Origin of the sequence: Bradyrhizobium sp. CCH5-F6, from assembly GCF_001556045.1 — a bacterium.
Classification (GTDB): domain Bacteria; phylum Pseudomonadota; class Alphaproteobacteria; order Rhizobiales; family Xanthobacteraceae; genus Bradyrhizobium.
In genome coordinates this window covers 1-11,337 of sequence record NZ_LSIC01000021.1, presented here as the reverse complement: position 1 = coordinate 11,337, position 11,337 = coordinate 1, and the positions used below count along the sequence as shown (strand labels likewise).

The 11,337-nt window shown below is 64.0% G+C and carries 10 protein-coding genes; 6 read left to right on the top strand and 4 right to left on the bottom strand.

Annotation, left to right across the window (positions count from 1 at the left end; translation table 11 throughout):
• Positions 1 to 180: 180 nt before the first annotated feature.
• Complete coding sequence (locus AX729_RS04535) at positions 181 to 849, bottom strand: MBL fold metallo-hydrolase (protein ID WP_061020711.1); 669 nt, start codon at positions 847 to 849, stop codon at positions 181 to 183.
• Between the two features lie 172 nt (positions 850 to 1,021).
• On the opposite strand from AX729_RS04535, the gene AX729_RS04530 reads away from it, so the two are divergent.
• Together AX729_RS04530 and AX729_RS04525 are read left to right on the top strand one after the other, a co-directional pair.
• Positions 1,022 to 2,623, top strand: coding sequence for an alpha-amylase family glycosyl hydrolase (locus AX729_RS04530; RefSeq protein ID WP_061020710.1), 1,602 nt, complete (start codon positions 1,022 to 1,024; stop codon positions 2,621 to 2,623).
• A gap of 62 nt (positions 2,624 to 2,685) precedes the next feature.
• On the top strand, positions 2,686 to 3,177 hold the full coding sequence (locus AX729_RS04525; protein WP_061020709.1) for an MmcB family DNA repair protein: 492 nt from the start codon (positions 2,686 to 2,688) through the stop codon (positions 3,175 to 3,177).
• 65 nt (positions 3,178 to 3,242) lie between these two features.
• Here the strand turns inward: AX729_RS04525 and AX729_RS04520 are convergent, their stop codons facing one another.
• The 3 genes from AX729_RS04520 to AX729_RS04510 form a co-directional block, all read right to left on the bottom strand.
• On the bottom strand, positions 3,243 to 4,232 hold the full coding sequence (locus AX729_RS04520) for a c-type cytochrome (RefSeq protein ID WP_061020708.1): 990 nt from the start codon (positions 4,230 to 4,232) through the stop codon (positions 3,243 to 3,245).
• Between the two features lie 337 nt (positions 4,233 to 4,569).
• Positions 4,570 to 5,124: an ActR/PrrA/RegA family redox response regulator transcription factor gene (locus tag AX729_RS04515; protein WP_061020712.1), complete on the bottom strand. Its 555-nt coding sequence runs from the start codon at positions 5,122 to 5,124 to the stop codon at positions 4,570 to 4,572.
• Positions 5,125 to 5,353: 229 nt separating this feature from the next.
• Entirely contained in the window at positions 5,354 to 6,676 is a 1,323-nt protein-coding gene (locus AX729_RS04510; protein WP_061020707.1) for an ActS/PrrB/RegB family redox-sensitive histidine kinase, read from the bottom strand.
• Positions 6,677 to 6,792: 116 nt separating this feature from the next.
• Here AX729_RS04510 and AX729_RS04505 point away from each other — a divergent pair, with 116 nt between their 5' ends.
• The 4 genes from AX729_RS04505 to AX729_RS04490 all read left to right on the top strand — a co-directional run bounded on the left by AX729_RS04505 (position 6,793) and on the right by AX729_RS04490 (position 11,034).
• Positions 6,793 to 7,596, top strand: coding sequence for an ABC transporter ATP-binding protein (locus AX729_RS04505; RefSeq protein WP_061020706.1), 804 nt, complete (start codon positions 6,793 to 6,795; stop codon positions 7,594 to 7,596).
• A 112-nt stretch (positions 7,597 to 7,708) separates the two neighbouring features.
• On the top strand, positions 7,709 to 8,527 hold the full coding sequence (locus AX729_RS04500; protein ID WP_061020705.1) for an ABC transporter permease: 819 nt from the start codon (positions 7,709 to 7,711) through the stop codon (positions 8,525 to 8,527).
• A gap of 121 nt (positions 8,528 to 8,648) precedes the next feature.
• Complete coding sequence (locus tag AX729_RS04495; RefSeq protein ID WP_061020704.1) at positions 8,649 to 9,977, top strand: polyhydroxyalkanoate depolymerase; 1,329 nt, start codon at positions 8,649 to 8,651, stop codon at positions 9,975 to 9,977.
• A 217-nt stretch (positions 9,978 to 10,194) separates the two neighbouring features.
• Positions 10,195 to 11,034, top strand: coding sequence for a M48 family metallopeptidase (locus AX729_RS04490; RefSeq protein ID WP_061020703.1), 840 nt, complete (start codon positions 10,195 to 10,197; stop codon positions 11,032 to 11,034).
• The last annotated feature ends 303 nt before the right edge of the window (positions 11,035 to 11,337 follow it).

Genomic DNA, 11,337 nt, shown 5'->3' with positions numbered 1-11,337 from the left:
CGAGACGACCGCTTCGCGGTCTCGTCAGGATGAGGCTGAGTGGCATTGGTGCCCGGCGAAACTGCCGCCGCGCGCACAGTCCTCATCCTGAGGGCCCGCCAAAGGCGGGCGTCTCGAAGGATGGCCGCAAGGAGAGGCTCTCGAATGCGATAGCCCTGGCGATGACAGCGGAGTTGGTGGCTACATCTCGCCGGTGATGAATGGATTGGTCATCCGCTCCTGGCCGATGCTCGAGCCGGCGCCATGGCCGCAGACGAAGCCGACGTCGTCGCCAAGCGGCAGGAGCTTGGTCTTGATCGAATTGATCAGCGTGGCGTGACTGCCGCCGGGCAAATCGGTGCGGCCGACCGAGCCTGCGAACAGGACGTCGCCAACATGAGCGAAGCGCAGCGCCTTGTTGAAGAACACCACGCTGCCGGGTGAATGCCCCGGGCAGTGCAGGATGTCGAACTGCAAGTCGCCGATCGACACGCTGTCGCCTTCGTCGAGCCAGCGGTCAGGCGTGAAATCTCGTCCCCCGGTCATGCCGAAGCGCGCGCCGCTTGCGACGACGTTGTCGAGCAGGAACTTGTCGGCGACATGCGGACCCTCGATCGGCACCTTCAGCGCGTCGCGCAGCTCGGCCGCGCCGCCGACATGGTCGATGTGGCCGTGGGTCAGCCAGATCTTCTCCACGGTGACGCCGGTCTGCTTGATCGCGTCCAGGATCTTCGGCACGTCGCCGCCGGGATCGATCACCACGGCTTTCTTGGTGGGCTCGTCCCAGATGATGGTGCAGTTCTGCTCGAACAGCGTCACGGGAACGATGATCGCGCCCGCCTTGGCCTTGGTTTCGTCTTGCTCGCTCATGACCGCACAATGCCGATTTTTGCCGAGCCGCCAAGCAAAAGATTCGGGCGAGATGTCCGGGAACAGCCGCGGTCCTCGTCACACGGCCGTCCCAATCGCCCTGCCAATTTGAACCGGGGCGTTGCTGTCGCGTTCTCCCGCGCGAGGCGCAGATTTCGGGTGGTCTTTCCGCATGGCTCAAGGCAACGAGAATTGGTGGCGCGACGGCATCTTCTACCAGATCTATCCGCGCTCTTTTCAGGACTCGAACGGTGACGGCGTCGGCGACCTCGCCGGCATCTTGCGGCGGCTGCCTTACGTGAGATCCCTCGGCGTCGACGCGATCTGGCTGTCCCCGATCTTTCCGTCACCGATGGCGGATTTCGGCTACGACATCTCCGACTATACCGGCATCGAGCCGCTGTTCGGCACGATGGCGGATTTCGACGCGCTGCTCGCGGCCGCGCATGACAACGGCTTGAAGCTCATCCTCGATCTCGTGCCGAACCACACCTCCGACCAGCATCCCTGGTTCGTCGAGAGCCGGTCCTCGCGCGACAATCCGAAGCGGGACTGGTACATCTGGCGCGATCCCGCGCCTGATGGCGGCGTGCCGAACAACTGGCTGTCCGAGTTCGGCGGCAGCGCCTGGCAGTTCGACGAGACCACGGGCCAATATTACTACCACGCTTTTCTCGCCCAGCAGCCGGACCTGAACTGGCGCAATCCGGACGTCCGCGCTGCGATCTACGACGTGATGCGGTTCTGGCTCGACAAGGGCGTCGACGGTTTTCGCGTCGACGTGATCTGGCACCTGATCAAGGACGCCGAATTCCGCGACAACCCGCCCAACCCGCATTATGTCGAGGGCCGGCCGCCGAACGAGAAGATCCTGACGCAATACTCGACCGATCAGCCGGAGGTGCACGACGTCATCGCCGAGATGCGACGCGTCACCGATTCCTACGATGCGCGCGTGCTGATCGGCGAGATCTATCTGCCGCTGCATCGCCTCATGGCCTATTACGGTAACGACCTCACCGGCGCGCAGATGCCGTTCAATTTCGCGCTGCTCTCGACCCTCTGGAGTGCGCGCTCGATCGAGAAGATCATCGAGGACTACGAGAAGGCGCTGCCGCGCGGCGCCTGGCCGAACTGGGTGCTCGGCAATCACGATCGTCCCCGCGTGGCGAGCCGCGTCGGCCCGGAGCAGGCCCGCGTCGCCGCCATGCTGCTGCTGACGCTGCGCGGAACCCCGACGCTCTATTACGGCGACGAGATCGGCATGCATCAGCTCGCGATCGCGCCCGAGGACGTGCGCGATCCCTTCGAGAAGAACGTGCCCGGCATCGGTGTCGGCCGCGACGGCTGCCGCACGCCGATGCAGTGGGATTCCTCGAACTTCGCCGGCTTCACGGAGGTCAGGCCGTGGCTGCCGCTGCCCGAGGATCATATCCACGAGAACGTCGTGAATCTCGAATCCGATGCGCGCTCGATCCTCAATCTCTACAAGCGCCTGATCGTCTTGCGGCAGAGCTGTCCCCCGTTGGTCGCGGGTGACTACCACCCGATCTCGGCGCAAGGCGATCTGCTGATCTACCGCCGCGATGCCGGCGGCAGGGCGGTGATCGTGGCGCTCAATCTCGGCCCCGAGCCGGTGGCTGTGACCACCAGCGCCATCCGATTCGGCAGCGAGATATTGCTGTCGACGTTCCTCGATCGCGAGGGCGAGCGGCTGGATGGCGTGCTGGATTTGCGCGGCAATGAGGGCGTGGTGGTGCAGCCACCAGCCTAGCCGTCGCTTTCGCCAGGAAGGAGAGAGTGTCCGCGTGCGATGGAATCGGCTATCCTCGCCCCATGGACAACACCGCCCGCAACATCGCTCTCGTTCCCCCGCCGGATCGCCGCCAGTCGGAAACGGCGCTGGCGATCGCACGCGGCACGGCGCGACTGCTTCGTTCGCTCGGCTTCTCCTGCATCAGCGAATTGCCGCTGCCGTCGGGCCGGCGCGCCGATCTCGTGGCGCTGAACGAGCGCGGCGAAATCTGGATCGTCGAGATCAAGTCGTCGGTGGAGGATCTGCGCGCCGACCAGAAATGGCACGAATACCGCGCCCATTGCGACCGGCTGTTCTTCGCCTTCACGCAGGATCTGCCTTGCGAAATCTTCCCTGGCGACACCGGCCTCATCGTCGCGGATGCCTATGGTGCGCACATGCATTGCGAGGCGCCCGAGCACAAGCTCGCTGCCGCCACGCGCAAGCAGATGACGGTGCGCTTTGCGATGGCGGCGGCGCTGCGAATCAATCGCCTGGTCGACCCGCAGGGACACGCGGATTTCTGGGAATAGGCGGCCCGAGCGAGGCGCGACGCGATCCGGAGTCCTCGTGACGCGAGGTCTCCATTCCGTCCGAACTATTTTTTGGCGTGCGCCGCCCGGATCGGACCGAAAGGCCCGTACATGTGCTGCTGCTGATCGAAGCCGTCGGCGTAGGGCCCGTAGGGCGTATCGACCGGCTTCTTCGAAAGATCTGGATAGTCCTTGTCGAGACCGGCCTTCCTCGGACGCGGTTGAGAGATCATATAGGCAGCCACGTCCCATGCCTGCTCGACCGTGAGCTGCGGATTCAAATAGTCCGTCCCGTGCGGCATGTTGAAGTGGAGGAAGTTCGCAGCGGTGATCAACCGCGCCATGCCGGCGCCGTCATTGAAACTATCCGGGCCCCAGAGCGGCGGCACCATGTAGCCGAGATCGACGCTCGGCAGGCTGCGGCGTATTCCGGAGCCGTCCTCGTTGTGACAGGAGAGACAAGCCTTCGCGTAGACCGCCTTGCCGCGAACCGGGTCGGCCGCTCGATCGAGCTCGGGCATCGATCCGGCGCCGAGTCCCGACAATGCCTTGCCGGCTGGCACGCCGGACGACAGGAACCTGATGTACCCCACGAGGGCCTGCATCTCCGGACTCTCGAGTGGCAGCGCGCGGCCATTCATGCTGCGCGTCATGCACGAGTTCACACGGTCCTCGATCGTGATCTCGGCGCCGAGTCGGGCGCTGTATTGCGGGAAGAGCTCGAACAATCCAAAGATCGGCAAGCCGAACTTCTTCGTGCCGGCTTCGAGATGGCAGTTGCTGCAGGCGAGATTGTTGCCGGCATAACGCTTGGCTGGATCCGGTACCTCCGGCCCGATATGGGCGTAGGTCGCGGTGATGAGGTCGCGCCCGCGCCGCACGAGCCGGCCATGCGCGTCATCAGGCAGGGCGCCGATTTCCGGCACCGTCCAGACTGGAGAGGATATCTGCTGGGCTCGCACCGCGGCCGGCGCCGCCACGGCGATGACGGCGACGGCCACCGCGCGCGCCGTCCAGAAGCAAAGCAATGCAAGAAGCCGCGCAGGGTGAACCATCGATCTCTCGACATCAGGAGGATATTCGACGCGCCAAGTCGGCACGATGATCCACCGTCCGAGGTTAACGTCGGGTTCAACGAACTCACGAAGTCAACACTTGGGGTTACCGAAACTACGCTGGGACGTCAGGCCGGGCACGTCTAGGGTCGCGATCGGACTTCAGGCATGTCGAGCTATGGGAGCGCGCCCGTCGAAATCCGCAGCCGACCCGGCTTTCGTTGCCGCCGATTCCCTCCGCTGAAGCGGCTATCCCGGGTCAACCGGGACCACGCCAAGCAGCCCCGCCCCAGCCTCAAAGGCCGGAGATCTGCGTTCTCATGCGTGAGCGCCGAGACTACCGCGGCGCGCGCTTGGCCAGAATCCGCTGCAGCGTACGCCGGTGCATGTTGAGCCGGCGCGCCGTCTCCGAGACGTTGCGGTTGCACATCTCGTAGATGCGCTGGATGTGCTCCCAGCGCACGCGGTCGGCCGACATCGGATTGGTCGGCAGTTCGGATTTCTCCGAGCTGGTCGATAGCAGTGCCGCGACGACGTCGTCGGCATCCGCGGGCTTGGAGAGATAATCGATGGCGCCCATCTTCACCGCGGTGACGGCGGTTGCGATGTTGCCATAGCCGGTCAGCACGATCGCCCGTGCATCGGGGCGCTTCTTCTTCAGCGCCGAGACCACGTCGAGGCCGTTGCCGTCGCCGAGCCGCAAATCCACCACCGCGAATGCCGGCGCCGATTTGCTGATCTGCGCAAGTCCGTCCGAGACGGTGTCGCATGACGTCACGGCAAAGCCGCGTGTTTCCATGGCGCGCGACAGCCTCTCCAGAAACGGCTTGTCGTCCTCCACGATGAGCAACGAGCGGTCGGTCTGTTCGTTCAGTTCGGCGATGGCGTTCAAGGTTGTGTCCTCTCTCCAGCGCGTTGACATATGGCGTCGCGGTCGCGCGGTGCCAAGGCGGCAAATGGTCGATCCGCCCAGTTATGCGACGCAAGGTCGCGGGTCAAAGCACGATGAATCGTCCACCGCACTTGGATTCTTGTTTTCAGCATGGTCCTTTCGGAAAACCGCTGCACGCTTGGTAACGCGGCCCCTTCGGATCCGGATCACTCTCTATCCTATTGTCTCTTCATCCTATTGTCTCTTCGAGCGTCTCGATAGCCTCAAAACGCTGCCTGGGCCACGTGATCTGAACCACCGCGCCGTGGTCCGGGAAGATCCGGTTGGTAAACGAGACCTTTGCACCGGTCCGTTCGAGCAACGTGCGCGCGATGAACACGCCGAGGCCCAGGCCGCGCCGTTCGCCGCCGCCATCGTCCTGGGGGCGCCGCCGCGACAGATAGGGCTCGCCGATCCGGTTGAGGATATCCGGAGGAATGCCGGGTCCGTCGTCGGAGATCACGAGTTCGATAGTGTCCCTGTTCCACCAGGCATTCACCTCGACGGTGGTGCGGGCGAAATCGACCGCGTTCTCGACGATGTTGCCGATGCCGTAGAGGATCGCGGGGTTGCGCGAGCCGACCGGCTCGGCCACTGCGGCCACCGCGATCCGCACCTTGATCTCGACACCGAAATCACGGTGCGGCGCTACCACCTCCTCGATCAGCTCCGACAGCTTCATGTGGTCGAATGGTGCGCCGGTGGGGGAGAGCTGGGTGATCTTGCTGAGGATGTCGCGGCAGCGCTGGGTCTGCTCGCGCAGGGTCTTCAGGTCGGCGGCGATGCCTGCGTCCTTCACCGTCTTTTCCAGCTCGCGCGAGATCAGGAAAATCGTTGCGAGCGGCGTGCCGAGTTCATGCGCTGCCGCCGCAGCAAGGCCGTCGAGTTGGGTCAGATGCTGCTCGCGCGTCAGCACCAGCTCGGTCGCCGCCAGCGCGTCTGCGAGCTTGCGCGCCTCCTCGGTCACCTGGAACGAGTAGAGGCTGGTGACGCCGATCGCGAGCGCGATCGAGAGCCAGACGCCGACGAGATAGATCGGCGGCAGCACCAGGGGATCGTCGGAATCCCACGGCAGTGGAAAATGGAAGAAGAACAGGATCGAGGCGCAGGCAACGGCGAGCAGCCCGAGCCCGAAGGTGAAGCGGGCCGGCAGCGCGGTGGCCGAGATCAGCACCGGCGCGAGGAAAAGGAACGAGAACGGGTTCTGCAGTCCCCCGGTGAAGTACAGCAGGCCGGCCAGCTCCACGATGTTGAGCGCGAGCAGGCCGGCCGCCTGCACCGGCTCCAGCCGCTGCATCGGATTGGCCGCGGTCTGGAGCCCGAGGTTGAGGGCTGCCGACAGGAAGATGATGCTGACGCAGGGGACGATCTCGACGTTGAACTCAAGCCCTTGTGCCACGATGAAGATCGCGGCGAGCTGCCCCAGCACCGCGAGCCAGCGCAGCCGCAGGATCGTGTCCAGCCGGATATGCCGCTGCGCGTGGTGGAAGTCGGAACCGGCGATTTCGGTCATATCGGCCAATGTGGCGATCCCTCTCGATCACAAACGATGGGCTGACGGAACCACCGGGTGACAAGCCCTTACATCGAGCCTTGCGCTCCCCGATGCAATAGCAGAAGAACGCCAGCATGACCGAGAATGACGAGGCCTCAAGCCGGCCGACTGTCGCCGATCGCAGCTCGTCCGCGGCAATCGCGGTCGATCGCCTCGTCAAGGTCTACAAGCAGACCCGCGCCGTCGACGATATCTCCTTTTCGCTTCCGCGCGGCAGCATCACAGGGCTTCTCGGCGGCAACGGCGCGGGCAAGACCACGACCATCGCGATGATCATGGGCCTGGTGCTGCCGACCTCCGGCCGTGTGCAGGTGCTGGGGCATCCGATGCCCGAGGAGAGCGCTGCCGTGCTGGGGCGGATGAATTTCGAGAGCCCCTATGTCGACATGCCGATGCGGCTCACGGTGCGGCAGAATCTCACCGTGTTCGGCAAGCTCTATGCGGTGAAGAACCTGCCCGACCGCATCGCTGAACTTGCCGAGGATCTCGATCTCACCGATTTCATCGACCGCGCCAACGGCAAGCTCTCCGCGGGGCAGAAGACCCGCGTTGCGCTGGCGAAAGCGCTGATCAACCAGCCCGAGCTGCTGCTGCTGGACGAGCCGACCGCCTCGCTCGACCCTGATACCGCCGACTGGGTGCGCGGCCATCTGGAGCGCTATCGCAAGCAGAACAACGCCACCATCCTGCTCGCCTCGCACAACATGCTCGAGGTCGAGCGGCTCTGCGACCGCGTCATCATCATGAAGCGAGGCCGCATCGAGGACGATGGCGCGCCGGACGCGATCATGGCCCGCTACAACCGCACCACGCTGGAGGAGGTGTTTCTGGACGTCGCGCGCGGGCGCGGGAATGGCGCTCGGGAGGCAGCAAGATGAGAGGCGCAACCTTGTGTGACTGTCGTAGCCCGGGTGAGCGGAGCGATACCCGGGACCGCCGCAAGCAAAGTCCCGGATGTCGCTTCGCTCATCCGGGCTACAGGCGGGCGCCATGACCGATATCTCCCTCCATCGCGGCATCTCCCTCCATCGCATCGGCGCGATGATCCTGCGCTACTGGTATCTCTTGCTGTCGTCCTGGCCGCGGCTGCTCGAGTTGCTGTACTGGCCGGCGCTGCAGGTCATTACCTGGGGCTTCCTCCAGCTTTATATCGCCGAGAACGCCACTTTCTTCGCGCGCGCCGGCGGCACGCTGATCGGCGCCGTCATCCTCTGGGACATCCTGTTTCGCGGCCAGCTCGGCTTCTCCATCTCGTTCCTGGAGGAGATGTGGGCGCGCAACCTCGGCAATCTCATGATGAGTCCGCTGAAGCCGATCGAGTTTCTGCTGTCGCTGATGGTCATGAGCCTGATCCGGCTCGCGATCGGCGTCATCCCGATGACGCTGCTCGCGCTGTTCCTGTTTCACTTCAACGTCTATGCCCTCGGCCTGCCGCTGATCGCATTCTTCTGCAATCTGATCTTCACGAGCTGGTCGGTCGGCATCTTCGTCTCGGGCCTCGTGCTCCGAAACGGCCTCGGGGCCGAGAGCATCGTCTGGACCTTGATGTTCGCGATCATGCCGCTCGCCTGCATCTACTATCCCGTCAGCGTGCTGCCGGTCTGGCTGCAATACGTCGCCTGGACGCTGCCGCCGACCTACGTGTTCGAGGGGATGCGCGCGCTGCTGATCGAGAACACCTTCAGAATCGACCTGATGCTGCAGGCGTTAGCCATCAATGGGGTGATTCTGATTGCATCTTTTGGGGCATTCCTTGCCCTTTTGCGCAGCGCCAGGAATCACGGCTCCCTGCTGTCGGGCGGCGAATAACGTCACTTTCTCGTGGATTCAGGCTGGTTTGGTCGCTTTTGGCACGTAGATGTACGGAGCCATGCATTGACGCAATATTACGCATTCGGCAGTATGCTGCGATGCGAAGAGGAATATAGCGATGCCCATTGGTGAGTTCGGCGGCGCGCCGCCCCTGGCTGCGGAAGGCAGTCCGGTCCTGACGACGCCGATGTACTGGATGTACGAGATGGCTCATGCCTCTCTCAATCCGGCACGTGCGGTCACTGACGCGACCAAGTTGTTGTTTCAGAATCCCCTCAATCCCTGGGCGCGCACCGAGGTCGGCAAGTCGGTCGCCGCGGCCTGCGAATTGTTCGAGCGCACCACGCGCCGCTACGGCAAGCCGGAATGGGGCCTCAACGACACCGAGGTCAACGGCATCCGCGTCCCCGTCGAGATCCGCTCGGTCTGGGAAAAGCCGTTCTGCCGGCTGCTCTATTTCGATCGCAAATTCACCCGTCCGCTGCGCAGCCCGCAGCCGCGCGTGCTGATCGTGGCGCCGATGTCCGGCCATTATGCGACGCTGTTGCGCGGCACGGTCGAGGCCTTCCTGCCCGCGCATGAGGTCTACATCACCGACTGGGCCGACGCCCGCATGGTGCCGCTCAGCGAAGGCCGCTTCGATCTCGACGACTACATCGACTACGTCATCGAGATGCTTCACGTCCTCGGCGGCAACACGCATGTGTTGGCGGTGTGCCAGCCCTCCGTGCCCGTCGTCGCCGCCGTCTCGATCATGGAGGCGCGGCGCGACCCGTTCGTGCCGACCTCGATGACGCTGATGGGCGGCCCGATCGACACCCGCCGCAATCCGACCGCCGTGAACAACCTTGCCCAGGAGCGCGGCATCGACTGGTTCCGCAACCACGTCATCACCAAGGTGCCGTTCCCGCATCCGGGCATGATGCGCGACGTCTATCCCGGATTCCTGCAGCTCAACGGCTTCATCAGCATGAATCTCGACCGGCACATGGATGCCCACAAGCAGCTCTTCGCCAATCTGGTGAAGGGCGACGGCGACCTCGTCGACAAGCATCGCGACTTCTATGACGAATATCTCGCGGTGATGGATCTCTCGGCCGAGTATTACCTGCAGACCGTCGACACCGTGTTCGTGAAGCACTCGCTGCCGAAGGGCGAGATGACCCATCGCGGAACCCGCGTCGATCCCTCCAAGGTCAAGCGCGTCGCGTTGATGACGGTCGAAGGCGAGAACGACGACATCTCCGGTCTCGGTCAGACCGAAGCGACGCACACATTGTGCAGCGCGATTCCCGATCATCGCCGCGTTCATTACGTCCAGAAGGGCGTTGGACATTACGGCGTGTTCAACGGATCGCGTTTCAAGTCGGAGATCGTGCCGCGGATTCACGACTTCATGGTTTCGGCTGCCAATCCGAGCTCGTTACAGGCTCTCGCGGCCGAATAATCGGCGATTTCGGCTTTCCCGTCGAAATTCCTGCCCCCGTCCGCGCGTCTGACGGGGGCAAGTTCCCTCCAGATTCGCGGTATTTAGGTAGCTCTGTAGGAGTGAGTCCCGCCTCACCTCTTGGGGGTGTCGCATGCGTCCAGCGGGGGCGGAAAAACCGGGTTCCAACCCCAGTCTGTAGGGTCTCCCGGGCGCCTGACCGCTGTATATTGGGCAAATGATTTGTTTTTGCGCCGAGCGCTTTCCCTGGCGGCGGTTATGGCAGAATCCGGGCGAACTCCTGCTCCCCGGACTGACAGACATGGCCACTCGCGCACTCCTCTATCGGCGGCCCCACGAACCGAAGACCCTCGTCATCACGCATGGATCGCAATTCTTTGCGATTCGGCTGCGGCGGCACAGACGCGCGCGCCGCTACACGCTCAGGATTCATCCGAGCGACCGCGAAGCGATCCTCACCATGCCGCCGCGCGGCACGCTCGCCGAAGCCAAGGACTTCGCGCAGCGTCACGGTGCGTGGATCGCCGCGCGTCTCGGCCGCTTGCCGAAGGCCGCACCCTTCCAGCCAGGCACGGTCATACCGCTGCGCGGCACGCCCCATCGCATCGTTCATCGCGCAGGCACCCGCGGTACGGTGTGGACCGAGACGCGCGAGTCCGGTGACCGCATTCTCTGCGTCGCCGGCGGTCTCGAGCATGTCGATCGCCGCGTCGGCGACTTCCTCAAGCGCGAGGCGCGCAAGGATTTGCAGCGGTCGGCGGATGCCTACGCCGCCGAGCTCGGCGTCAGGGTCAAGCGGCTCTCGATCCGCGACCAGTCCAGCCGCTGGGGTTCCTGCACCTCGGCCGGCTCGTTGTCGTTCTCATGGCGCCTGATCCTGGCGCCGCCCTTCGTGCTCGATTATCTCGCCGCCCACGAGGTCGCTCATCTCGTCGAGATGAACCACTCGGCGCGATTCTGGCGCGTGTGCGGAAAAGTCTGCCCGTCGATGGAGCGCGCCAAGAAGTGGCTCGACACCTACGGGAATGATCTCCACCGGTACGGGGTCGAGGATTAGGGCCTTGCTGCTAACGTCTTGAAAGGTGTCATCGCCCGGCTTGACCGGGCGATCCAGTACGCCGAGACGGCACTGATTGAATCGAGAAGCCCCGGCGTACTGGATTCCCCGCTTTCGCGGGGAATGACAGCTGTCTTCTGGCGGACGCTTTCAGGCTTCTCGACCGCCCACGCAAGCCGTTGATTTCGTTACCGCCGGCTACTGTGCATGGGGTTGTTTTCGCGGTTTTTGTTTCGAGGCCCCGTGCTTCACGCTGCGAAGCTAAGGATTCCCGCCGAACAGCCGGTCCATCAGCCAGCCGTC

Excerpts from the sequence above, each read along its gene's own strand:
- AX729_RS04495 (WP_061020704.1), top strand. The coding sequence starts at position 8,649 with ATGCCCATTGGTGAGTTCGGCGGCGCGCCGCCCCTGGCTGCGGAAGGC.
- AX729_RS04510 (WP_061020707.1), bottom strand. The coding sequence starts at position 6,676 with ATGACCGAAATCGCCGGTTCCGACTTCCACCACGCGCAGCGGCATATC.
- AX729_RS04525 (WP_061020709.1), top strand. The coding sequence starts at position 2,686 with ATGGACAACACCGCCCGCAACATCGCTCTCGTTCCCCCGCCGGATCGC.
- AX729_RS04520 (WP_061020708.1), bottom strand. The coding sequence starts at position 4,232 with ATGGTTCACCCTGCGCGGCTTCTTGCATTGCTTTGCTTCTGGACGGCG.
- AX729_RS04505 (WP_061020706.1), top strand. The coding sequence starts at position 6,793 with ATGACCGAGAATGACGAGGCCTCAAGCCGGCCGACTGTCGCCGATCGC.
- AX729_RS04530 (WP_061020710.1), top strand. The coding sequence starts at position 1,022 with ATGGCTCAAGGCAACGAGAATTGGTGGCGCGACGGCATCTTCTACCAG.
- AX729_RS04500 (WP_061020705.1), top strand. The coding sequence starts at position 7,709 with ATGACCGATATCTCCCTCCATCGCGGCATCTCCCTCCATCGCATCGGC.
- AX729_RS04535 (WP_061020711.1), bottom strand. The coding sequence starts at position 849 with ATGAGCGAGCAAGACGAAACCAAGGCCAAGGCGGGCGCGATCATCGTT.
- AX729_RS04490 (WP_061020703.1), top strand. The coding sequence starts at position 10,195 with ATGATTTGTTTTTGCGCCGAGCGCTTTCCCTGGCGGCGGTTATGGCAG.